Annotated in this window: 17 protein-coding genes and 1 tRNA gene; 2 read left to right on the forward strand and 16 right to left on the reverse strand. The window is 62.7% G+C overall.

Annotation, left to right across the window (positions count from 1 at the left end):
- Nucleotides 1-10: 10 nt before the first annotated feature.
- Together mfd and F3H95_RS20195 are read right to left on the reverse strand one after the other, a co-directional pair.
- Nucleotides 11-3526, reverse strand: a complete 3516-nt coding sequence (gene mfd, locus F3H95_RS20190) for a transcription-repair coupling factor (RefSeq protein WP_149747328.1) — start codon at nt 3524-3526, stop codon at nt 11-13.
- Nucleotides 3523-3852, reverse strand: coding sequence for a succinate dehydrogenase assembly factor 2 (locus F3H95_RS20195; protein ID WP_149747329.1), 330 nt, complete (start codon nt 3850-3852; stop codon nt 3523-3525). Before F3H95_RS20195 ends, mfd begins: the two co-directional genes overlap by 4 nt.
- A 93-nt stretch (nt 3853-3945) precedes the next feature.
- Between F3H95_RS20195 and recG the strand changes: the two genes are divergently transcribed.
- Nucleotides 3946-6060 carry an ATP-dependent DNA helicase RecG gene (recG, locus tag F3H95_RS20200; protein ID WP_149747330.1) on the forward strand — a complete coding sequence of 705 codons (2115 nt, stop codon included), beginning with the start codon at nt 3946-3948 and terminating at the stop codon, nt 6058-6060.
- A gap of 36 nt (nt 6061-6096) precedes the next feature.
- Here recG and F3H95_RS20205 read toward each other — a convergent pair whose 3' ends face one another.
- The 9 genes from F3H95_RS20205 to pcsA all read right to left on the reverse strand — a co-directional run bounded on the left by F3H95_RS20205 (nt 6097) and on the right by pcsA (nt 17572).
- Complete coding sequence (locus F3H95_RS20205; protein WP_149747331.1) at nt 6097-7578, reverse strand: esterase-like activity of phytase family protein; 1482 nt, start codon at nt 7576-7578, stop codon at nt 6097-6099.
- A 160-nt stretch (nt 7579-7738) separates the two neighbouring features.
- Entirely contained in the window at nt 7739-8401 is a 663-nt protein-coding gene (locus F3H95_RS20210) for a DUF502 domain-containing protein (RefSeq protein ID WP_142880872.1), read from the reverse strand.
- 130 nt (nt 8402-8531) lie between these two features.
- On the reverse strand, nt 8532-10358 hold the full coding sequence (gene glmS, locus F3H95_RS20215; protein WP_149747332.1) for a glutamine--fructose-6-phosphate transaminase (isomerizing): 1827 nt from the start codon (nt 10356-10358) through the stop codon (nt 8532-8534).
- Nucleotides 10359-10469: 111 nt separating this feature from the next.
- Entirely contained in the window at nt 10470-11837 is a 1368-nt protein-coding gene (glmU, locus tag F3H95_RS20220; protein ID WP_149747333.1) for a bifunctional UDP-N-acetylglucosamine diphosphorylase/glucosamine-1-phosphate N-acetyltransferase GlmU, read from the reverse strand.
- 146 nt (nt 11838-11983) lie between these two features.
- Complete coding sequence (locus tag F3H95_RS20225) at nt 11984-13057, reverse strand: BMP family ABC transporter substrate-binding protein (protein ID WP_142880869.1); 1074 nt, start codon at nt 13055-13057, stop codon at nt 11984-11986.
- Nucleotides 13058-13104: 47 nt separating this feature from the next.
- Nucleotides 13105-14025 (reverse strand): ABC transporter permease, encoded by a 921-nt coding sequence (locus tag F3H95_RS20230; protein WP_142880961.1) that lies wholly within the window; start codon nt 14023-14025, stop codon nt 13105-13107.
- Nucleotides 14022-15110, reverse strand: coding sequence for an ABC transporter permease (locus F3H95_RS20235; protein WP_149747334.1), 1089 nt, complete (start codon nt 15108-15110; stop codon nt 14022-14024). Before F3H95_RS20235 ends, F3H95_RS20230 begins: the two co-directional genes overlap by 4 nt.
- Complete coding sequence (locus F3H95_RS20240) at nt 15100-16686, reverse strand: ABC transporter ATP-binding protein (protein WP_149747335.1); 1587 nt, start codon at nt 16684-16686, stop codon at nt 15100-15102. Before F3H95_RS20240 ends, F3H95_RS20235 begins: the two co-directional genes overlap by 11 nt.
- Nucleotides 16687-16837: 151 nt before the next feature.
- On the reverse strand, nt 16838-17572 hold the full coding sequence (gene pcsA / locus F3H95_RS20245; protein WP_185969703.1) for a phosphatidylcholine synthase: 735 nt from the start codon (nt 17570-17572) through the stop codon (nt 16838-16840).
- 152 nt (nt 17573-17724) lie between these two features.
- Here pcsA and F3H95_RS20250 point away from each other — a divergent pair, with 152 nt between their 5' ends.
- Nucleotides 17725-18939: a UbiH/UbiF family hydroxylase gene (locus tag F3H95_RS20250; protein WP_149747336.1), complete on the forward strand. Its 1215-nt coding sequence runs from the start codon at nt 17725-17727 to the stop codon at nt 18937-18939.
- Here F3H95_RS20250 and F3H95_RS20255 read toward each other — a convergent pair.
- The 5 genes from F3H95_RS20255 to F3H95_RS20275 all read right to left on the reverse strand — a co-directional run bounded on the left by F3H95_RS20255 (nt 18904) and on the right by F3H95_RS20275 (nt 23281).
- Complete coding sequence (locus F3H95_RS20255) at nt 18904-19866, reverse strand: AEC family transporter (protein WP_149747337.1); 963 nt, start codon at nt 19864-19866, stop codon at nt 18904-18906. The two genes, F3H95_RS20250 and F3H95_RS20255, sit on opposite strands and share 36 nt — an antisense overlap.
- An 82-nt stretch (nt 19867-19948) precedes the next feature.
- Complete coding sequence (locus tag F3H95_RS20260) at nt 19949-20695, reverse strand: cytochrome c biogenesis CcdA family protein (protein WP_149747338.1); 747 nt, start codon at nt 20693-20695, stop codon at nt 19949-19951.
- A gap of 104 nt (nt 20696-20799) precedes the next feature.
- Entirely contained in the window at nt 20800-21309 is a 510-nt protein-coding gene (locus F3H95_RS20265) for a hypothetical protein (RefSeq protein WP_149747339.1), read from the reverse strand.
- A 620-nt stretch (nt 21310-21929) separates the two neighbouring features.
- On the reverse strand, nt 21930-23057 hold the full coding sequence (locus F3H95_RS20270; RefSeq protein WP_188134444.1) for an acyltransferase: 1128 nt from the start codon (nt 23055-23057) through the stop codon (nt 21930-21932).
- Nucleotides 23058-23205: 148 nt separating this feature from the next.
- Nucleotides 23206-23281: transfer RNA gene (locus F3H95_RS20275), tRNA-Lys, on the reverse strand.
- Between the last annotated feature and the right edge of the window lie 189 nt (nt 23282-23470).

A 23470-nucleotide genomic window follows, 5' to 3' on the forward strand; every position in this document is an offset into this window, starting at 1 on the left:
TCCCCGCCTGTCACCCTTCCTTCGCCAGTCCCGACAGCTGCGCCATGATCTGCGCGGCCGACGACAGACGCTTTTCCGGCGTCGGCAGGTCGCGGGTCAAGAACACGCTGTGGTCGGGGCGGATCTTTGCCATCGTACCCTGCTTGGCGATGTAACCGACCAGGCCCGCCGGGTTGGGGAACTGCTTGTCGCGGAACTGCAGCACGATGCCCTTCGGCCCTGCCTCCAGCTTCTCGACATTGGCGATACGGCAGAGCGACTTGATGTAGACGACCTTCAGAAGATTCTGCACCTCGACCGGCATCGGGCCGAAGCGGTCGACCATTTCCGCGCCGAAGCCGTCGATCTCGGAAAGTTCGGTCAGTTCGCCGAGGCGACGATAAAGCCCCATGCGCAGATGCAGGTCCGGCACGTAATTGTCCGGGATCATCACGGTGATACCGACCGAGATCTGCGGCGACCAGCCGGTGTCGAGCACCTCGTCCTCGCCCTTCACCTCGGCCACGGCCTCTTCCAGCATCTGCTGGTAGAGTTCGAAACCGACCTCCTTGATATGGCCGGACTGTTCCTCGCCCAGAAGATTGCCGGCGCCGCGGATATCGAGGTCGTGGCTCGCCAGCTGGAAGCCGGCGCCCAGCGTATCGAGTGATTGCAGCACTTTCAGGCGGCGTTCGGCGGTCTGGGTCAGCTGCTTGTTGACCGGCAGGGTGAACAGCGCAAAGGCGCGCACCTTCGAGCGCCCGACGCGGCCGCGCAGCTGGTAGAGCTGGGCAAGACCGAACATGTCGGCGCGGTGGACGATCAGCGTGTTGGCGGTCGGCACGTCGAGGCCGGATTCGACGATGGTGGTGGAGAGAAGCACGTCATATTTGCCGTCGTAGAAGGCATTCATGATGTCTTCCAGCTCACCCGCCGGCATCTGGCCGTGGGCCACCGCCACCTTCAGCTCCGGCACGTCGGATTGCAGATAGGCCTGGATATCCGGCAGGTCCGCCAGCCGCGGGCAGACGTAAAAACTCTGGCCGCCGCGATAATGCTCGCGCATCAGCGTTTCGCGGATGACCAGCGGATCGAACGGCGAGATGAAGGTCCTGACCGCCATGCGGTCGACCGGCGGCGTGGTGATCAGCGAAAGCTCACGCACCCCGGTCATGGCAAGCTGCAGCGTGCGCGGGATCGGCGTTGCCGACAGCGTCAGCACATGCACGTCGCTCTTCAGCTCCTTCAGCTTCTCCTTGTGCTTCACGCCGAAATGCTGCTCCTCGTCGATGATGAGGAGGCCGAGATTGGCAAACTTGATGCCGGTGCCGAGCAGCGCATGGGTGCCGACGACGATATCGACCTTGCCCTCGGCGAGATCCTTCTTCGTCTGGTTCAGTTCCTTGGCCGTCACCAGACGCGAGGCCTGTTCCACCCGGATCGGCAGACCGCGAAAGCGTTCGCGAAACGTCTTGAAGTGCTGGCGGGCGAGAAGCGTCGTCGGCACGACGACGGCCACCTGCGCGCCGTTCATGGCGGCGAAGAAGGCGGCGCGCAGCGCCACCTCCGTCTTGCCGAAGCCGACATCGCCGCAGACGAGGCGATCCATCGGCCGACCGGCGGCAAGGTCCTCGCGCACCGAATCGATGGCATTCGCCTGATCTTCCGTTTCGTCATAGGGGAAACGGGCGGCGAACTCGTCATAGAGCCCTTCGGGCGTCGCGAGAACCGGCGCGCGGCGGGTGATGCGGGTGGCGGCAAGCTTGATCAGCGCATCCGCCATGTCGAGCAGGCGCTTCTTGAGCTTGGCCTTGCGCGCCTGCCAGGCGCCGCCACCGAGCTTGTCCAGCTGGGCTTCGGCGGCATCCGAGCCGTAGCGCGACAGGAGATCGATGTTTTCGACCGGCAGGAACAGCTTTGCCTGATCCGCATAATGCAGCTCCAGGCAGGCGCGCGGTGCGCCGGCCGCCTCGATCGTCACCAGACCGACGAAGCGGCCGATGCCATGTTCGGCATGCACGACGAGCGAACCTTCGTCGAGGCCGGCCACTTCCGAGATGAAATCGGCGCCGCGCTTGCGGCGTTTGGAGCGGCGCACCATGCGGTCGCCGAGAATGTCCTGTTCGCCGATGACGACGAGGTCGCCGGTCTCGAAGCCGCCTTCGAGGCTCAGCACGGCGGATGCCGCCTCGCCCTTGGCGAGGTTGCGGATATCAGACAGCTTTTCGATGGGCTTGATGCGCTTCAAGCCGTGCTCGTCCAGCACCTGCAGCAGGCGGTCGAGCGAGCCCGCCGACCAGCCGGTGACAAGAACCTTGGCGCCGCCGGCCCGCTTGTCGGCAATGTGCTTGACGACCAGATCGAAGACGTTGACCCGCTCGTCACGGTTCTGCTGTTCGGCCTCGGCCTGCGCCTTGGCCCAGCGCGGACCGGCATGCGCCTCCAGCGTCACCACGCGCTTGGCCTGCGCATCGATTTCGGCAAAGGGGGTCAGGCGAATGGCGCTGGCGGCATCCAGTTCCCGAACGAAGGCGGAGCCATCCAGATAGAGCTGGCCGGGCGAGACGGGCTTGTAGGGTGTCGACTGCGCCATGCCGGCCTTGCCGGTCTGGCCAGCTGTATGACGCGCCTCGAAATAGTCGTGGATCAGCTTGGAGCGTTCCTGCGCCGCCTCGCGCGCCGTATGGTCGGTGACGATCCGAAAGCCCTTCAGATACTCGAAGGCGGTATCGAGCTTTTCGTAGAACAGCGGCAGCCAGTGTTCCATGCCGGCATAGCGGCGACCTTCGGACACGGCCTGATAGAGCGCGTCGTCGCGGGTCGCGGCCCCGAAGGTGGAGAGATAGGACTTGCGGAACCGGCTGATCGTATCCGGCGTCAGCGTCACTTCGCTCATCGGGTTGAGGTCGAGCGACCGCGCCTGCCCCGTCGTGCGCTGGCTGGCCGGATCGAAGGTGCGGATCGATTCCAGCGTGTCGCCGAAGAAATCGAGGCGCACCGGCTCTTCGGTGCCCGGCACGAAGACATCGAGAATGCCGCCGCGCACGGCAAATTCGCCGACTTCACGCACGGTCGACACCCGGTCGAAGCCGTTGCGCTCCAGCCTTGCGGCAATGTCGTCCATGCGGATCGTGTTGCCGGGCCGGGCGGAAAAGGCGAGGCTTTCGATCACACCGGCCGGCGCAATCTTCTGCATCATCGCATTGACGGTGACGAGCACGATGGCCGGATGCGGCTTCTTCGCATGCGCGATCAGGCCGGAGAGTGCGGCAAGCCTGCGGGCCGACACATCGGCGCTCGGCGAGACGCGGTCATAGGGAAGGCAGTCCCAGGCCGGCAGCGTCATCACCGGAATGTCGGGCGCAACGAAAGACAGCATCTGTTCGATGTCGGCCATGCGCTGGCCGTCGGACATCACATAGGCGACCGGCTGGCCGGTGCGGGCGATCTCGGCCAGCAGCAGCGGCTCCATGCCGGCCTGCACATTGGCAATGGTGAGGCCCGCCGGCGAGGCGATGACGGCCTTTGCGCTGAAACCGGCAATCATTCGCTGCGCCCAAACTTCTCGTCGAGGCTTTCCTTCGTCACGAGGTCGAAATCCGGCCGATAAGCGGCAATACGCTGAAACATTTGCGTCTGCAGGTGTTGCGGCACCGGATCGGCCCCGGTGATCCAGCGGTTCAGGTCCTGGTCTTCCTCGGCCATGACAGCTTCGAGTTCGTCGAGATCGGCATCGGAAAGCGTGGCGATCTGCTCCTCGGCGAACTGGCCGAAGACGAGATCCATCTCGCGGATGCCGCGATGCCAACAGCGATAAAGAATTCTGCGGCGCCGGGGATCGAGATCGGCGCTTGAACGCGACAGTCCTGTCATGAGCGTAAAACCTTGTTGCGCGGCTGATATAGGATGAAAACTTGCGAATGTCAGCCTTGCCAAGCAGGCAAATTCCGACGCATTTTGCGCCCCATGCGTCCCGCCCTTCTCGATCCCCTGTTCGCCTCGGTCTCCAGCCTGCCCGGCATCGGCCCGAAGCTCGCCGACCTCATCGCCCGCGTCACGAACCGGCAGGATGCCGAGGATTGCCGGGTGGTGGACGTTCTGTTCCACGCGCCGGCCTCGCTGATCGACCGGCGCAACCGGCCGGGTATCGCGCTTGCTCCGCAAGGTGCGATCGTCACGCTGGAAGGCCGTGTCGACCGCCATCAGCCGCCACCGGCTCACACGAACCAGCCCTACCGCGTCTTCCTGCGGGACGAGACCGGCGAACTGGCGCTGACCTTCTTCCGGGTGAAGGGCAACTGGCTGGACAAGGCGCTGCCGGTCGATGAGCAGGTGATGGTCAGCGGCAAGGTGGACTGGTTCAACGGCCGCGCCTCCATGGTGCATCCCGACCTGATGGTGAAGGTTTCGGAAGCCGGCGAGATGCCGCTGGTGGAGCCGGTCTATCCGCTGACGGCGGGCCTGATGCCGAAGGTGATCCGCCGCGCCGTGGAGGGCGCGCTTGCCCGCCTGCCGCGCTTTCCCGAATGGATGGATGCGGCGCTCCAGCAGAAACAGGGCCTGCCGGATGTCGCGGATGCCTTTCGCCAGTTGCACGATCCGCGCGATGCACAGGATCTCGATCCCCGCGCGCCGGCCCGCCGCCGGCTGGCCTATGACGAGTTTCTTGCCGGCCAGGTGTCGCTGGCGCTGGTGCGCCAGCGCATGCGCAAGGCCTCCGGAAGGCCGGTTGCGGTGCCGGGCCGGTTGGGCGCCACCATCCTCGCCGCCCTGCCCTTTTTCCTGACAGGCAGCCAGCAGACGGCGATTGCCGAGATCCGCGCCGATATGGCCAAAAGCGAGCGCATGCTGCGCCTCGTGCAGGGCGATGTCGGCGCCGGCAAGACGCTGGTGGCCCTGATGGCGATGGCCGATGTCGTGGAAGCCGGCGGCCAGGCGGTGCTGATGGCGCCGACCGAAATTCTCGCCCGCCAGCATTTTGCGACGATCCAGCGGTTCGGCGCCGCCGCCGGGCTGAAGGTGGAGGTGCTGACCGGCCGGGTAAAGGGCAAGGAGCGCGAGGAGGTTCTGGCGCGCATCGCATCGGGCGAAGCCCAGATCGTCATCGGCACGCATGCGCTGTTCCAGGACGCCATCATCTATCACGATCTGATGCTGGCGGTGGTGGACGAGCAGCACCGGTTCGGCGTGCATCAGCGCCTGAAGCTGACGGCCAAGGGCGATGCGCCGCATCTGCTGGTCATGACCGCGACCCCCATTCCGCGTACCCTGGTGCTGGCCGCCTTCGGCGACATGGATGTCTCCAAGCTCACGGAAAAGCCGGCGGGCCGCAAGCCGATCCAGACCGTGACCGTGCCGACCGAACGCACCGACGAGATCATCGCCCGCCTACGTGCAGCACTCGCGGAAGGCAAGAAGGCCTACTGGATCTGCCCGCTGGTGGAGGAGTCGGAAGAATCCGAGCTGATGTCGGCGGAGGAACGGCATGCGGTTCTCACAAAGGCGCTGGGCCCGCAGTTCGGCACAAAGGTCGGGCTGGTGCACGGCCGCATGAACGGTGCCGACAAGGATGCGGTGATGGCCGCCTTCAAGGCCGGCGATCTGCGCCTGCTGGTGGCGACCACCGTGGTCGAAGTCGGCGTTGACGTTCCCGATGCAACGATCATGGTCATCGAGCATGCGGAACGCTTCGGCCTTGCCCAGCTGCACCAGCTGCGCGGTCGCGTCGGGCGCGGCGACGAGGCCTCCACCTGCATCCTGCTCTACAAAGGCCCCCTGGGGGAAACAGGCCGGGCGCGGCTCTCCATCCTGCGTGACAGCGAGGACGGGTTTCTGATTGCCGAGGAAGACCTGAAGCTGCGCGGCGAAGGCGAACTGCTCGGCACCCGCCAGTCCGGCACGCCCGGCTTTCGCATCGCAAGCCTTGAAGCTCATGCGGACCTGCTGGAGATCGCGCGCAAGGATGCGGCCTATCTCATCGAAAAGGACCCGGAGCTGGTCAGCGAGCGCGGACAGGCGCTGCGCGTGCTTCTCTATCTGCACCGCCGCGACGAGGCGATCCGGTATCTCCGCGCGGGATGACGGGCGCCACGGTCGCGGCGCCCGTCACGGTCGATCTTACTTGGCCATGCCCGGCAGGGTGACGCGGAACACCTGGAACATGGTATCGACGTCCGCGCCGCCATCGGCCTTGTAGGCCGCGCCCACCTGGAAGCCGTCCTGCGTCAGGAAGTCGTTGTCGTTGGCGACGAACAGGAAGTAGTCGTCCGGCGCGGAGGCATCGAGCACCGGGGCGATCGACATGGCTTCCCACTTTTCCGACAGGTTGTTCCTGTCGTTCGGCGCACCATTGTGCAGGCCGAATCGGCCAAGCTCGGCATTGTCGTTGAGGTCGATGAATGGCGTGACCGCCGCGACCTTCACGGCACTGTCCACCACACCCTTCGGCGCCACCGGCTTCATGCCGTCGAATTCGCTGTTGGCGATGTCGGTGGCGGCCGAGAGATCGACGAGGTCGATCTTGCGATAGACGGAGGTGTCGCCCTTGAGACCCTGGCCGTTGTTGCTGTCGCGCGCCAGCATCAGGAAGGCCTTGTCGGACAATGCGAGGATTTCGCTCTGCGCGGCAACGGCGACCTTGCCCTTGTTGTCGAAGGTCGGCAGCGGCATGACATATTCGTGCACCAGCTTCAGGTTGTCGAGGTCGGTGGCATCATAGACCAGCGCGCGGGTGTTCATGCGGGTCGCGCTCGAATCACCACCATCCTGGCGGGTGGCGGACTGCAACAGCGCGACGACGAACTTGCCGTCCGGCGTGATCGACATGCCTTCGAGGCCCTGGTTGTTCTGGCGGCCGGTATCGGGATCCTTCGGGTCCGGCTTCTTGCCGCCGGCATCCACGTTGTTGGAGGAGAAGTTGAGTTCGCCCTTGCGCATCGGCAGCAGCGCCTTCGGCGGCTGCGTGGCGGAGATCATCTTTCCGTCGGCGCCGAAGTGATAGATGTAGGGGCCGTATTCGTCGCTGATCAGGAACGAGCCGTCCTTCAGGCGGACGACGGCTTCGGGATCGAGCGACACCTTGCCGGTGCGGGCTTCCGGCAGCGGCGGCAGCTTGCCGGCAGCGGCGCGCACGCCCGATTCCGGATCGAGGCCGGTCATGCTCTTGCCCTTGTCGTCCAGGAGCAGGATCGTGTCGGCGAGCTTTGCTTCCATGCCCTTCTGCTGGTCGGCGGCGGCCGGCGTGCCGGTGGCCGGCGTCAGGCGAAATTCGATGCGGTTCAGGCGGTCGTTATAGTCCGTGGTGCCTTCCACATTGTAACCGCGGTCCGGCAGCAACCACAGGGCGCCGGTATAGCCTGCGCCGTCCTTTTTCCAGGCGGTCGGATCGATCGCCATGCCGGAGCCGGAGCCGAAGGTCTCGCCGAACTTGTCGCGCTGGCTGGCCGGGATGCGACCGATGGCCACCAGCCCCTTGTTGGTCACCGTCACGCCGGCGCCGGAAACCGACGTCTCGGCAAAGGCCATGACCGGAATAAGGACGACGGATGCTGCCAGAGCGGCTTTCAAGCGGTGGCCGAACGTCACGCAATCGAATTTCATCTTGCTGATCCTGTGAGCGAAAGGAAAGAAGTCTGGATGATCGAGATGGCTGCCAGGCGGCGCGCCGACGATACTTCACGCGGGATCACTCCCCCACCCTGTGGTCTAGGAGTCTATTGTGACCGCCAGATGAAATGTGCCGTCAAGGCACGGCGGAATCTTACTCGGATATGGTTTTCGGCGTCCAGGCGGGCGCAATCAGGCCACCGGAAATCAGAAGCTTTGCCGCGTCTTCCGGTGTCATGTCCAGCATCACCACCTTGCTCTTTGGCACGAAGAGCAGGAAGCCGGCCGTCGGCACCGGCGTCGGCGGCAGGAACACGGCCAGCATTTCCTCGCCGTCCTCGTTCAGGCGGGCGGCAATCTCGCCCTGCGCCTCGGTGGAGATGAACACCATGGCCCAGCTGCCCGGCCCCGGAAACTCGATCATCCCGACCTTCTTGAAGGAGGTCGACTGATCCTTCAGCACCGTTTCAAAGATCTGCTTGAGGCTCTTGTACAGCGTGCGCACCAGCGGCGTGCGGTGCAGGATCGATTCGCCGAAATTCACCACCGACCGGCCGATCAGGTTCTTGCCGAGAAAGCCGATCACGGTGATGAACACTACGGCAATCAGCAGGCCGAGGCCCGGAATGGTGATGTCGAAATAATATTGCGGATTGTAGCGCTGCGGAATGTAGGGCGTCACCCAGCTGTCCGCCCAGTCGATGAAGGCGAAGGTGAGCCAGATGGTGATCGCCAGCGGCGCGCAGATAATCAGGCCGGTAAGGAAGTTATTCCTCAGGCGGCCGAAAAACGTGATGCGTTCCGGTGTATCCGTCATTCTCGTCGCCGCTCATGCTGCACCGCCGCACGGACGGGTTACCCGGACAATGCCCAAGGCCTTCACACTTCGCAAGGGCGAAAGGATGAAATAACGGCAAGGCGGGCGCTGCAACTTCCGCGTTTTCCGATCACTCCACCGTGACCGATTTGGCGAGATTGCGCGGCTGGTCCACGTCGGTGCCCATGAAGACGGCCGTGTGATAGGCGAGCAACTGGATCGGCAGGGCATAGATCATGGGCGCGATCACCTCATCCACCGTCGGCAGCACGATGGTCGCCATCGTGGCAAGCTTCGAGGCCGCAGCCCCCTTTTCATCCGTGATGAAGATGATCCGGCCGCCGCGCGCCGCCACTTCCTGCATGTTCGAGACGGTCTTCTCGAAGAAGCGGTCATGCGGGGCAATGACGATGACCGGCATATTCTCGTCGATGAGCGCGATCGGACCGTGCTTCAGCTCGCCCGCCGCATAACCTTCGGCATGGATATAGGAGATTTCCTTGAGCTTCAGCGCCCCTTCGAGCGCTAGCGGAAAACTCGTGCCGCGCCCGAGATAGAGCACATCCTTGAAGCGCGAAAGCTCGCGCGACAGCCCTTCCACCTGCGGTTCCACCAGGTTCAGAACCCGGCTCATGATGCGCGGCATCTCGATCAGATGCCTGACCATGGCCTTCTCGTCTTCGGCGGTCAGCGTGCCGCGGGCGCGGCCGGCCTGGATCGCCAGCGCCGCCAGCACGGCCAGCTGACAGGTGAAGGCTTTCGTCGAGGCAACCCCGATTTCCGGACCGGCGAGAATGGGGAAGACGGCATCGGCCTCGCGGGCAATCGTCGATTCGCGCACGTTGACCACGGCGCCGATGGTCAGCCCCTCCTGCCGGCAATAGCGCAGCGAGGCCAGCGTATCGGCCGTTTCGCCGGATTGCGAGATGAACAGCGCCGCCTGATCCTTCGACAGCGGGATTTCGCGATAGCGGAATTCGGAGGCGACATCGATTTCGACCGGCAGCCGGGCATAGCGCTCGAACCAGTACTTGCCGATCAGGCCGGAAAGATAGGCCGTGCCGCAGGCGGAAATCGCCAGACTGCGGATGCCTGCAAAATCGACGCCTGACGCGAGCGGCTTCACCGTGCCGGCGGCAAAGTCCACGTAGTGGCTGAGCGCATGCGAGATGATTTCCGGCTGCTCGTAGATTTCCTTTTCCATGAAATGGCGGTGATTGCCCTTGTCCACCATCAGCGCCGCCGCCTGCGAGATTTGCACGGGCCGAATCACCGGCTTTCCGGAGAAATCCATGATCGAGACGCCACTGGCGCTCATCACCGCGCAATCGCCATCCACCAGATAGGTGATGCGGTTGGTGAAGGGAGCAAGGGCGATCGCATCGGAGCCCAAAAACATCTCGCCCTTGCCATGCCCGATGGCCAGCGGCGGGCCGGAGCGGGCAGCAAGGATCGTGCCGGGATCGTCCTTGAACATCACCACCAGCGCATAGGCACCGGCAACACGGTTCAGCATGGAAAGCATCGCCGCCTTGTGGTCGAGGCCTTCACGCGTGAATTTCGCCAGCAGGTGCGCCACCACCTCGGTATCGGTCTGGCTCGAAAAGACGGCACCCTCTAAAAGCAGTTCGTCGCGCAGCTCGGAAAAATTCTCGATGATGCCGTTGTGAACGACCGCGACACCCTCGACGAAATGCGGATGGGCGTTGGTCTCGTTCGGCGCGCCATGCGTCGCCCAGCGGGTATGGGCAATGCCGATCAGGCCCGGCAGCGGCTCGCTCGCCAGCTTCTTTTCCAGGTTGAACAGCTTGCCCTCGGCGCGGCGACGATCCATCACGCCATCATGGATGGTGGCGACACCGGCGGAATCATAGCCGCGATATTCGAGCCGGCGCAGCGCATCGACCAGCCGCTCCGCGACCGGTTTACTGCCGACGATACCAACGATTCCGCACATATGAGCCTCATGTTATCCAAGTTTGCGTGGCGCATGTTTCCTACCGCACCGCACGCAGGACGCAACGGCAGCGGGGGTCAAATTCAATTTCTTACGGTAATCTAGAAAATGTTACCGTTCCGCCTTCTGTGCGGCCTTAAGCGCCAGCGCCAGCGCCCGCGCGCGCACCGCCGTCGCCCTCCCCGGCTTCACCTCCTGGCGGGCTCGGCCGAAGGCGAGCGCTTCGGCCGGCACATCCGCAGTGATCACGCTGCCGGAGGCCACATAGGCGCCGTCGCCGATCGTGACAGGCGCGACGAGGGCGGAATTGGAGCCGATGAAGGCATGCGCACCGATCCGGGTCTCATGCTTGTTCACGCCGTCATAATTGCAGGTGATGGTGCCGGCGCCGATATTGGTGCCGGCGCCGACAAAGGCATCGCCGATGTAGGTCAGGTGATTGACCTTGGCGCCCGCGCCGATCTCGGCCTTCTTTACCTCGCAGAAATTGCCCACCTTGGCGCCTTCACCGAGGTTCGCGCCCGGGCGCAGCCGCGCGAACGGGCCAACGGTTGCGCCTTCCGCCACATGCGCCCCTTCCAGATGCGAGAAGGCGTGAATGACGGCGCCGCTTTCCACCGTGACGCCAGGGCCGAACACGACATTCGGTTCGATCAGCACATCCGGCGAAAGCACGGTGTCATGGGCGAGAAACACGGTTTCGGGCGCGATCATCGAGACGCCCGACAGCATCAGCGCATGGCGGCGGCGCTTTTGCCAGAGGGCTTCCAGCCCGGCGAGTTCCGCGCGGGTGTTGCAGCCGGCGAGTTCCTCCTCCGGCGCATCGATCGCCACCACCCTGCCGCCGTTAGCGCGGGCGATCTCGACGATGTCGGTCAGGTAGTATTCACCCTTCGCATTGCTGTTGCCGATCTTTTCCAGCCATTCCAGCGCCCGGGCGCCGTTGATCACCATCAGGCCGCTGTTGCAGCGGGTGATCCGCCGCTCGGCTTCGGAGGCATCCTTCTCCTCGCGAATCGCCAGCAGTTCGCCATTCTCGACCAGCAGTCGACCATAGCCGAAGGGGTTTGCCGCCTCGAAGCCGATCACCACGATGTCGGCGCCCTCCGCACGCTTGTCCCGCGCGGCGAGGAAGGTTTCCGGCTTCACCAGCGGCACGTCGCCATAGGTTACCAGCACATCGTCGTAGCCCTTTGCGATCGTCTCCCGGGCGGTCAGCACCGCATGACCGGTGCCGCTGCGCTCGGTCTGAAGCACGGAGGACACCTGCAGGCCGGGCAGCGAACCGGCCTGCGTCACCTTCTCTGCATCCCGTCCCACAACCAGCACCGCATCCTGCATGCCTGCCGTCTGCACCGCCGTCATCACATGCGCGATCATCGGCAGGCCTGCAATCGGATGCAGGACCTTCGACATCGAGGACTTCATGCGGGTGCTGTCGCCGGCGGCGAGGATAACGGCAAGGCAGGTGCGGTTCATGGCGCTCTCTCTCAAAATCGGTCGGCGCTTCTTACCAGCAGTCACGCTGCTTCGCCACTGGGGTCGGCCCAAGCCCGGTACGGCGGCCAAAATGCAAAAGGCGCCCCGCGAGGGACGCCTTCCGGTAACGCTGTCCGCGTGGCGGCTTACTTCGGCAGCTTGTCGTCGACGCCTTCGACGTAGAAGTTCATGCCGAGCAGCGTGCCGTCGTCCGCCTTCTCGCCGGCCTTCAGCCAGGGCGTGCCATCCTGCTTGTTGATCGGACCGGTGAAGGGATGCAGTTCGCCGGACTTGATCTTGGCTTCGGTCTCTTCGGCCATCGCCTTCACGTCGTCTGGCATGTTGGTGTAGGGCGCCATGGTCAGGATGCCGTCCTTCAGGCCGTCCCAGATCTGTTCCGACTTCCACGTGCCGTCGAGCAGTGCCTTGGTGCGCTTGATGTAATAGGCGCCCCAGGTATCGACGATGGCAGTCAGCTGGGTCTTCGGACCGGCGGCGATCATGTCGGAGGCCTGGCCGAAAGCATAGATGCCGCGCTCGGCAGCCACCTGCATCGGCGCCGTCGTGTCGGTGTGCTGGGTCAGGATGTCAACGCCCTGGTCGATCAGCGCCTTGGCGGCATCGGCTTCCTTGCCCGGGTCGAACCAGGTATTGGCCCAGACGACCTTCAGCTTGAAGTTCGGGTTGACCGACTTTGCACCCAGTTCGAAGGCATTGATGCCCATGACGACTTCCGGGATCGGGAAGGAGGCGATGTAGCCTGCGACGCCCTTCTTGGACATCTTGGCCGCGATCTGGCCGAGGATGTAGCGGCCTTCATAGAAGCGCGAATTGTAGGTTGCGAGGTTCGGTGCAGCCTTGTAGCCGGTCGCGTGTTCGAACTTCACGTTCGGGAACTTCTGGGCCACCTTCACGGTCGCATCCATGAAGCCGAAGGAGGTCGCAAAAACCACTGCGCAGCCGGAACGGGCCATGCGCTCGATCGCACGCTCGGCATCCGGACCTTCCGGCACGCTTTCCAGGTAGGGTGTCTCGATCTTGTCGCCGAGAGCCTTCTGCAGTTCCTGGCGGCCGAGATCATGGGCCTGGGTCCAGCCGCCGTCGGTCTTGGTGCCGACATAGACGAAGCAGACCTTGGTCTTGTCCGCTGCCTGGGCGCCGGGCACGGTGCTGCACAGGGCAGCGGCCGTTGCGGCAAGTGCGATGATGAGCTTCTTCATATTCAACCCCTGTTTGGCTTGAAGCTTCGGTTGTTCTGTCTGCCGCCTCAGCGGTCCGGAACGAAGGGTTTCCCCAGGCATGCCGGCGTATTGATGAGCGTTGTACGGCGATTATGCGAAATGATGATGAGAACGACAATAGTCACGGCATAGGGCAGCATGGAGAGAAACTGCGAGGGAACGCCGATGCCGAAGGCCTGGGCGTGCAACTGCAGGATGCCGACCGCCCCGAAGATATAACCCCCGGCCAGAACCCGCCATGGCCGCCAGGACGCAAACACGACGAGGGCCAGCGCGATCCAGCCACGGCCTGCCGACATGTTTTCCACCCATTGCGGCGTGTAGACGAGCGAAAGCTGGGCGCCGGCAAGCCCTGCGCAGGCGCCGCCGAACATCACGGCCAGATAGCGGGTGCGAATGACGCTGATGCCGAGCGCGTGGGCTGAGCCGTGATTGTCGCCGATGGCGCGCAGTTTCAGCCCCGTGCGGCTGCGGAACAGGAACCAGTTCACGCCGATGACAAGCGCGATCGACAGGTAGAAGGTGATGTCCTGCCGGAACAGCAGCGGCCCGACAACCGGGATGTCCGAGAGAACCGGAATGACGATCGGCGCGAGCTTCACGCCGGGAATGCCGACAAAGGCCTCGCCGAGCTGTCCCGAAAGGCCGAGGCCGAGCAGCGTCAGCGCAAGGCCCGTTGCCACCTGATTGGTCACCAGCGTCAGCGTCAGAAAGCCGAACAGCAGCGAAAACAGCGCGCCGCCGACAATGCCGGCCACGAGGCCGACGAGCGGCAGGCCGGTGAGTTGCGCTCCCGCGAAGGCACAGACGGCGCCCATGATCATCATGCCCTCGACGCCGAGGTTCAGCACGCCGGCGCGTTCCGTCACCAGTTCGCCCATGGCGGCGATGACGAGCGGCGTCGCGGCGGTGATGATCGTGAGAAGGATCGCTTCGATCATGGTCAGGACTTCGCCTCCCGGGCGCGGCCGGAGCCGAAGATGATGCGCACGCGGTAGAGGATCAGCGTGTCGCAGGACAGCACGAAAAACAGCAGCAGGCCCTGGAAGACGCGCGTCACCTTGTCGGACACGCCGATCGACAGCTGCGCCGCCTCGCCGCCCAGATAGGTCAGCGCCAGCACGAAGCCGGAGGCGATCGCGCCGAGCGGGTTGAGGCGCCCCAGGAAGGCAACGATGATGGCCGTAAAACCATAGCCCGGCGAAATGCTCGGCTGCAGGTGGCCGATCGAACCGGACACTTCCGAAATGCCGGCAAGCCCCGCAAATGCGCCCGACAGCATCATCGAGAACCACACCATGCGGCGGGCGGAAAAGCCGGCGAAGCGCCCTGCCCGTTCGGAGCGGCCAAGCACGGTCACCTCGAAGCCCTTCAGCATGAAGCGCATCATGAACCACACGAGCACGGCTGCCAGCAGCGCAAACAGGATGGAGGCATGCGCCCGGCCGGAATCGAGCAGCGGCGGCAGCACGGCTTCCGGCGCAAAGCTGATCGACTGCGGAAAGTTGAAGCCCTTCGGATCGCGCCAGGGCCCGCGCACGAGCCAGTCGAGGAACAGCTGCGCAATATAGACCAGCATCAGGCTGACCAGGATTTCGTTGGTGTTGAAGCGGGTCTTCAGCAGCGCCGGAATGGCGGCAAACAGTGCGCCGCCGGCAGCCCCCATCACCAGCATCAGCGGCAGCACCAGCACCGAATGCCATTGCGGCACCAGGATCGGCAGGATCGAGCCGGTGATCGCGCCGATGGTGAACTGGCCCTCGGCGCCGATATTCCAGTTGTTCGAGCGGTAGCAGACCGAGAGGCCGACGGCGATCAGGATCAGCGGCCCGGCCTTGATCGCCAGTTCGTGCAGCGACCAGACCTCAAGCAAGGGCTCCACGAAGAAACTGTAGAGCGCGTGTCCGGGATCCTTGCCGAGCAGACGGAACATGATTGCGCCGAAGATCAGTGTCAGCACAAGCGCCAGAAGCGGCGACACCAGCGAGAAAAGGCCGGAGGCGGCAGGGCGGCGTTGCAGTTCAATGCGCATGGACGCCTCCCGCAGTCGCACCGGAATGGGCCGTCGAATCGTGGATGCCGCCCATCAGCAGGCCGATCTTTTCCAGCGTCAGGTCGCCTGCCGGATAGGGTTTCGACAGCCGCCCCTCGGAGATCACCGCGATGTTCGTCGCCACCTCGAAGATCTCGTCGAGATCCTGACTGATGACGATGACGGCGGAGCCGGCCCGCGCCAGATCGATCAGCGCCTGGCGGATACGGCTTGCCGCACCGGCATCCACACCCCAGGTCGGCTGGTTGACGACAAGCACGGCGGGCTTGCGATCCAGTTCGCGGCCGATGATGAATTTCTGCAGATTGCCGCCGGACAGCGAACCGGCGGCGGGATCGTCACCGCTCTTGCGCACGTCCATCGCCGCGCAGATGCGCCGCGCCGTGGCACGGATGGCGTCATGGCGGATGACCGACAGCAGCCCCCCCGCCAGGAACAGGCTGCGGTCGGACTGGCTGCGTGACAGCAGCAGGTTGTCCGACAGCGCCATGTCGGAGACGGCCGCATGGCCGTGTCGCTCTTCCGGCACGAAGCCTGCGCCGAGCAGCCGCCGTCCATTGATTCCGGTCCGACCGACCGCCTTGCCGCAGAGACGGATCGCCTCGTCATTGCCAACAGGATATTCGCCTGAGAGCGCATCAAACAGTTCGCCTTGCCCGTTGCCGGCCACACCGGCAATAGCGAGCACCTCGCCTGCCCGCACCTCCAGCGCGATATCCTTCAGCGTGACCGAAAAAGGCGTCCGGGCCGGAACCGAGAGGTTCTGCACCTGGACCAAGGCCGAACCGAGATCGGTTGTTGAGTCGCGATGAACGCCGGCAACGTCGGAGCCGACCATCATCCGGGCGAGCGAGGCCGGCGTTTCCTGCCGGGGATCGCAGTCTCCCGTCACCTTGCCATGACGCAGAACGGTGGCCCGGTCGCAGATCCGCTGCACCTCTTCCAGCCGGTGGCTGATATAGAGCACGGAGCGCCCTTCCGCCTTCAGCTTGAACAGCGTCTCGAACAACTTGTCGGCCTCTTGCGGTGTCAGCACAGAGGTCGGCTCGTCGAGAATGATCAGCTTGGGGTTCTGCAGCAGCGCCCTGACGATCTCGATGCGCTGGCGCTCGCCGACCGAAAGATCGGCCACATGCGCATGCGGATCGAGCGGCAGGCCGTAGGCCTTGGACAGGCTTTCCGCCTCCTCGGCGATCTTCGCGAGCGGGATCTTCGGATCGAGCGACAGGGCGATGTTTTCCGCAACCGTCAGCGCCTCGAACAGCGAGAAGTGCTGGAACACCATGCCGATGCCGAGCGTGCGCGCCTCGCCGGGCGAACCGATGGAAACCGGGCGGCCGTCCCAGAAGATACGGCCCTCGCTCGGCTGCAGCACGCCGAACAGCATCTTCACGAGGGTGGATTTGCCGGCGCCGTTTTCGCCGAGAAGCGCGTGGATCTCGCCCGGGCCGATCGAAAGATCGATCCCGTTGCAGGCGGCGAACGTGCCGAAATATTTCGTCAGGCTTCGAACCTTCAGAAGCGAACCCGCTTCCGGACCCCGCGCTTCACTCACACGCCACCCCTCATGCTTGTCGCACCCACCTTCTGCGAGGCTTGACCGGCTGCGAAAGCGAAATCATCTGCCCGGGCAACTCCGGTACATCGAAGAATTGATACCGTTTTTGCTGCCGTGCACAACAGAAAAGTCGAGGCTTACCGGCGGTTTATCGGGCTTTTCCAAGGTTTGGAAGAAGTTGAAGCACGCCGCCGATGACGTAGAGATAAAGACCTGTCAGCACCACGCCCCAGACCAGCCAGGCGGGCGAGTCGAAATGCAGGAGCAGCGAGTAACCGGACAGCGCGCACCACAGCAGGAAGATGCCGAGGTTGAGCGGCCGCAACCGTTTGACGCGCACCGGATGCAGGAAATGGACCGGCAGGAAGGTGACGATGACTGAGGTCACTACCACGATCATCGCGGTGGCCTCGCTCGCCTGGATGACGAAGAGGGTGAGGATCACCATGTTCCACACCACGGGGAAGCCGGAGAAGAAATATTCGTCCGTCTTCATGCCGGTGTCGGCGTAATAGATGGCGCTCGATACCACGATCATTCCGGCGGCGACGAAGGACCACGTCTCGCCGATCATGCCGCTCTGGTAAAGCGCGAAGGCCGGCAGCAGCACATAGGTCACATAGTCGATGATGTTGTCGAGCGTGTCGCCGGACCAGTTGGGCAGGACTTCCTTGACCCGTACCTTGCGCGCGATCGGCCCGTCGATGCCGTCGATCAGCAGCGCCAGGCCCAGCCACCACCACATGTCGACGAAACGCCGTTCGGCTGCCGCCACCACGCCGAGAAAGGCGAGGAAGGAGCCGGAGGCTGTCAGCACATGCACGGAAAAGGCGCGGATTTCCGCATAGGGCACTTTCCGGTAATTGAAGATTCGCCTGATCACGCCCTGCTCCGCAACGCCTGTGGAAAGACGGTCATATGCGGCCAATCGGCGCGCTTTGCAACCTTATCGGCCCCCTTGCGACCAAGCCCATGGATAAGTGTCACAAGTTTGCCTAAATAGGTCAGGACCGACATAACAGAAGAAGACTGCCAATGCATGACATCGAGATCGCCGTTGTGGGTGAAGGACTGGCTGGTTCGGTGGCGGCGCTCGCACTGGCGCGTGCCGGACGCAAGGTCTCGCTGGTTGCCCCGCAACGGAACCGTCAGGACCGCCGCACGACGGCGCTGATGGACCAGTCCATCCGCTTCGTCGACAGCCTCGGCCTGTGGTCAGTGCTGGAGCCGGCCTCTGCGGCGCTCTCCGTGATGCAGATCCTCGATGGCACGACACGGCTGTTCCGTGCGCCGCCGGCGCAGTTCCGCGCCGCCGATGTGGGGCTTTCCGCCTTCGGCTACAACATTCCGAACGCCGTGCTGATGCAGGTGCTGTCCGATGCCGTCACGGCCGAGCCCAATATTGCCCGCATCGATGCGAGCCTCGAGCGTCTGGACCTGCAGGCCGATGCCGCGCACCTCACCCTTTCCGACGGAGAGACCATGACGGCGGCCTTCGTGATCGGTGCCGATGGGCGTGGTTCGAAGGTGCGCGAGGGGGCTGACATCGCCACCCGCCGCTGGGCCTATCCGCAGACGGCCGTGGTGCTCAACTTCTCCCACGAGCAGCCGCACGGCAATGTCTCGACCGAGTTTCACACCGAGACCGGCCCCTTCACGCAGGTGCCGCTGCCCGGCAACCGTTCCAGCCTTGTGTGGGTGGTGAAGCCGGATGCGGCCGAGCACCTTCTGTCCCTGCCGCTCGAGGCATTGTCTCACGAGGTTGAACTGCGCATGCAGTCCCTGCTGGGCAAGGTCTCGGTCGAGGATGGCGTCGAATCCTGGCCTCTCTCCAGCCTGATGTCGGATCGGTTCGGCAAGGGACGGGTGGCTTTGGTCGGCGAGGCGGCGCATGCCTTCCCGCCGATCGGCGCGCAGGGCCTCAATCTGTCGCTGCGCGACGTGATGGAACTGGTGGATCTCCTGAAGACCACGGGCGGCCTGCCGGTTGACGCCGATGCCGGCGACCGCTTCAACCGCCGCCGCCGCCCGGACATCATGACCCGCACGCTGGGCGTCGACCTGCTGAACCGCTCGCTGCTGTCGGATTTCCTGCCGATGCAGGTGGCCCGCGCCGCGGGCCTTCACATGCTGACCGCCGTCGGGCCGCTGCGCAATATTCTGATGCGCGAGGGCGTGGAACCCGGTCGCAGCCTGAGGGATATGGCCTCTAGCCTAAGGACCGCCTTCGGTCGGAAGAAGACCGGCTGAAATCAGATAGAGCACGACGGGCAATGTCGCGATCGACAGCAGTGTTGTGATCAGCACCGTTGCCGAGGCCCGCTCCTGCCATACACCGTAATGCTGGCTGATGACGAAGACGTTGGTGGCGGTCGGGAGCGCGGCGAGCAGGACGGCCGCATGCACCCAGGCCGGATCGATGCCGCCGACCAGCCTCAGCGCGGCATACATCGCGGCCGGCAGGATCACCAGCTTGGCAACGGCGATGATGCCGATCTCGGCGGGAACGCGCCGCAGCGGCCGGAGCGAGAGCGTCACCCCCATGGCAAACAGCGCGCATGGCGCGGCCGCTTGCGCGAGGTAGTCGACAAGGCGCTGCGCGGCCACCGGCAAGGGCCAGTCCAATGCGGCGACGAGGAAGCCTGCAGCCGCCGACAGGATGAAGGGGTGAAACGCGACACGCCGCGCCACCTGGCCGGCAAGTTGCAGCGGCGGCTGGCGCTCGCCGCCCGCCAGCGCCATCAGGGCCGGGGCCACGATGAAGTGCAGGGCGTTTTCGAAACAGACGATCAGCGCCACCGGCACGGCGGCCTGTTCGCCGAGCGCCAGCAGCGCGAGACCTGGCCCCATATAGCCGATATTGCCGTAAGCGCCGCCAAACGCCTGGATGACGCTTTCGGCAAAGCTTGCGCGATGCAGCAGGAAGGCTGCTGCAAACAGCAGCGCATAAACCGCATAGACGGCGGCAAGCTGAGTCGCGATGAAATCGAGGCGGGTCAGATCGGCAATCGGCGTGCGCGAGACGAGCTTGAAGAACAGCGCCGGCAGTGCCGCATAGATGATGAAGGTGTTCATCCAGCCGAGCGCGTCAGCGCCCTGCCGGGTTACCTTGGCCGCCACGAAGCCGATCAGGATCAGACCGAAGAACGGCAGCAGCAAAGCAAGTATGGCAGCCACCGTTAATCCTCCCTCGCCGTCCGCCTCACGTGCCGGTTAGCATCCCGGTCCGGCACGCGAAACGGAAAACCGCAAAAAACCCTCAACCGATTCGGGTCAGGATCGGAAAGGTTTGCTGGAACCAGATCGCCATGTCGCTGACGAAGCCGAAGATGAAGGCGAAGCCGGTCAGCACAAGCAACCCGCCCATTGCCTTTTCAACCAGCCCCAGATGTCGCCGGAAGCGGGACAGGAAGCGCATGAAGGCACCGGAAAAACCGGCCGCGATCCAGAAGGGCACGGCAAGGCCGAGCGAATAGATGGCAAGCAGCAAAGCCCCGTCGCCCACCGTTGCGCGCGAGGCGGCGACCGCCAGGATCGCACCCAGCACCGGACCGATGCAGGGCGTCCAGCCGAAGGCGAACGCAAGGCCCATGACATAGGCCCCCGAGAGCGTCGCCGGCTTACCCCCCGCCTGGAACCGCGCTTCCCGCGCCAGAATACCGATGCGGAAGGCGCCGAGAAAGTTCAGGCCCATGACGATGATGATGAGACCACCGATCTTCGCCAGCATATCCATGTGCTGGCGCAGCAGCACGCCGATCGTCGTCGCGCCCGCCCCGAGCGCCACGAAGACCGTGGCAAAGCCGAGCGTGAAGAACAGCGAGGACAGAAGCACCGCCCGCCGCGCAACGGTTGCCTCACGCCCCTCGCCGCCACGGAACTGCTCCACCGAGATGCCGGCCATGTAGCACAGGTAAGGCGGCACCAGCGGCAGCACGCACGGCGACAAGAACGACAGGGCGCCGGCAAGCAGCGCACTGACCAGCGAAATTTCGGCAATCGACACAGGCACACTCCGTCCACTTCAGCCCTTCCATACGCAGCTGCGGGACGGCATGCCAATCACCTTTTTGCGGGGGGCAGGGAAGGCTGATGACGAAGGAAAAGGATTCACTGTTTGCGAAGAAACAGCACGGTGTAATGCCCTATATCAACGCGCTCCGCGGCCTTTGCGATCTCACACAGCGCTTGCGTGTTCCGCTGCTGCGCGTACAAGATGAGTTCAGCCCAGCCTGATGGTATGGCCCTTGCCTGCTTCCCGCAGGACAAAGGTTGCGAAACGATTGCCGCGACACCCTTCTCGGCAAGATAACGTGTCAGCCCTTCCGTATAGCTCAGTTTGTCACCCGATTTCGCTGCCAGGTTCCACGGGGAAACCATGCCGGACTGATCCATCAACAGAATGCCGTGTTGTAGTGTATCGGCAATGAAGCTTGCATCGCCTAGATCGACGAGAAGAACAGATTGGTAAGATCTCAGCCGTTCATCAAGGAGATCGCTCAGCGCCTGAATGGCGGTCCGTTCCGCAACAGACAACTCTATTCTCTGCATCCGGCTCTCGACCACGCCCTGCCCTGCTACCCGCGCGCCCAGGAGCAGGACGGCGAGCATCACCAGCATAGTACGCGCCGGTATCATCCACATTGTTGATGGCCGGGGGAAATGCGAACGCCCAATACGAAATCGTCAGCACGATCGCCAGAACCAGTACCACGGAACGCTTGGCTGCATGCTGGATAACCAGCAGAAAGCACGCCAGCGCAAGACCCGCCGAACCGAAAGACAGCAGAAACTCGCGTACACCAGCGGGGAGCGGCACCAGTGTTATGAATACAAAGACCGATAAGGCGATGAAGACAGCCAGGACGCCGAAAGATGGAGGTTGCGCGCCACCTAAATCCAAATCATCAGTTACGGGCTGCGCGGCTGGCAAAAGCATCAACATATTTCCTTGCAGGTGGAACGCGCATCAGCGAATTGCGATCCGTCTGAAATTCGTCACTTCGCCCCGGCGTGCAAGAATACTGCGACAGTGGAATGGAGACTTTCGTAAATTTACATTCCAGTTTAATCAAAGCGGCGTTTGTGCAGCGACATTTTCAGACAGCGCCCCCCGCATTGATTGCGCGCCGATATGCAGTCGCACCTATTCACTTCATATCAAACCTATCACTTAGTTAAGTGTAAATCCTGCCGACAACTTATCCGCCAAAGCGCCGAATTGAAAATGGTGAGAGGGTTCATGCCGCCCTCGCACGTGCATTGCGCACGTCTTGTACTCGCTTTAGCAGAGCGCCCAGAGCTTTTTTGAAGACAATCTGCATTTTCTGTTCATAGGCAAAGGCGATCGCGCTTCCCAGAAGGATGACGCCAACAAAAGACACTGCAAAAGCTGTTCTGTCGTCGAGACCGAAAGACGATCCCTTTTTTTCCACGAAGACACCGATCTCATTATGAATGAGATACAGAGGATAAGTCAGCATACCCAGTCTGCGCGCAATGATCGCAAGCCAAGGAGTCTTGTTATGAATTAAATTATTGATATTTATAGAAAAAAGTATGAAGGCAATGCTGGAGACCCAGACGACCATTGGTGTAGCAGGGCTATACTGTGAAAATTGCTGCGCTCTGAAGTGCAGCTCGATGAATGCACCAATCAGAAAAATGGGCGCCCAGTGCCAGTCTCGCTTGAAGAAGGCAGCACCCAGGGCAAAATATAAACCATGATACAGCAACGTTACCTGAAAGGCCTTGCTAAACTCCAGCTTTAACAAGATTTCGGAGAGACCATGAACATAAAATAAAGAGAACGTGAGCCTCAGGATCCAGAACATTACGCTCACAAGGCCTAGAATTCGAATTGCGTTATAAATATTCCTCCCTCGATCCCATAAAATAAAAACAAATACAAATCCGTAAAAAATAATTTCTATGGACAGTGTCCAATAGACAACATCAACGCTGGGTCCGTAAGGCCACAATATTAATGTTTTAAATATCTTATTAAGTACGGACCCAAGGGATTCTGATTGAATCAAGACAACGGAAGTCAGGGCGGTACAAAGAAATATGCTTGGAAAAAGCCGCGAAAACCTTCCAATCAAAAATTTGGAAGCGCTTGAGCCTTCTGCGCTAAAGGTGATCACGAAGCCTGATATGACGAAGAATATCTGAACTCCGATCCATCCCGCCCACGCAATGTTGGACAGTCCGGCAAAGCCGGAGGCGGGACCCAATCCATTGCGCCAGAACTGCAAGTGAAACAAAACAACAAAAGCGGAGGCAAAGAACCGCAGCAAATCTATGCCTACAATCTGGCTTCCCGTACGCGACAATTCTATGGTGCCGGATTTATCCCGATCAATCACAACGTTACCCCAATGACATATTGTTTAAGCAGCTGAACTGCGAAATGTCCAAGCGTCATTTTATCTTAGTGGTCGCCGGAAGTAAAAGCTACACGGAAAGCCGATCGGATGAGCCAGGGGCAAATTCAGGGATTTTGTTCTAGGGTGATGGTGAGAACGCTGGGATTCGAACCCAGGACCTACTGATTAAAAGTCAGTTGCTCTACCGGCTGAGCTACGCTCTCAAGGTGGGGCAGTGGTCGCCCCTCGAAAGTGCGCGGACCATATTCGTGGCGCCCTCTTCGGTCAACCCGCAGTCGCCGAAATTTTGGCCGCCGAGGCCTGTAATTTCCACAGATAATGATTTTCAGACTGCTCGTCAGGATTCGATTTGCCTGACCAAGGCCAGCCTCGTTGGCGTGCGCTGGGCTCTT

Origin of the sequence: Rhizobium sp. RU35A (genome assembly GCF_900156005.1) — a bacterium.
Lineage (GTDB): Bacteria > Pseudomonadota > Alphaproteobacteria > Rhizobiales > Rhizobiaceae > Neorhizobium > Neorhizobium straminoryzae.

Coding starts and splice junctions, on each gene's coding strand:
- mfd (WP_149747328.1), bottom strand. CDS start 3,526: ATGATTGCCGGTTTCAGCGCAAAGGCCGTCATCGCCTCGCCGGCGGGC.
- recG (WP_149747330.1), top strand. CDS start 3,946: ATGCGTCCCGCCCTTCTCGATCCCCTGTTCGCCTCGGTCTCCAGCCTG.
- F3H95_RS20250 (WP_149747336.1), top strand. CDS start 17,725: ATGCATGACATCGAGATCGCCGTTGTGGGTGAAGGACTGGCTGGTTCG.
- F3H95_RS20265 (WP_149747339.1), bottom strand. CDS start 21,309: ATGCTGGTGATGCTCGCCGTCCTGCTCCTGGGCGCGCGGGTAGCAGGG.
- F3H95_RS20210 (WP_142880872.1), bottom strand. CDS start 8,401: ATGACGGATACACCGGAACGCATCACGTTTTTCGGCCGCCTGAGGAAT.
- glmS (WP_149747332.1), bottom strand. CDS start 10,358: ATGTGCGGAATCGTTGGTATCGTCGGCAGTAAACCGGTCGCGGAGCGG.
- F3H95_RS20205 (WP_149747331.1), bottom strand. CDS start 7,578: ATGAAATTCGATTGCGTGACGTTCGGCCACCGCTTGAAAGCCGCTCTG.
- F3H95_RS20195 (WP_149747329.1), bottom strand. CDS start 3,852: ATGACAGGACTGTCGCGTTCAAGCGCCGATCTCGATCCCCGGCGCCGC.
- F3H95_RS20235 (WP_149747334.1), bottom strand. CDS start 15,110: ATGCGCATTGAACTGCAACGCCGCCCTGCCGCCTCCGGCCTTTTCTCG.
- F3H95_RS20225 (WP_142880869.1), bottom strand. CDS start 13,057: ATGAAGAAGCTCATCATCGCACTTGCCGCAACGGCCGCTGCCCTGTGC.
- glmU (WP_149747333.1), bottom strand. CDS start 11,837: ATGAACCGCACCTGCCTTGCCGTTATCCTCGCCGCCGGCGACAGCACC.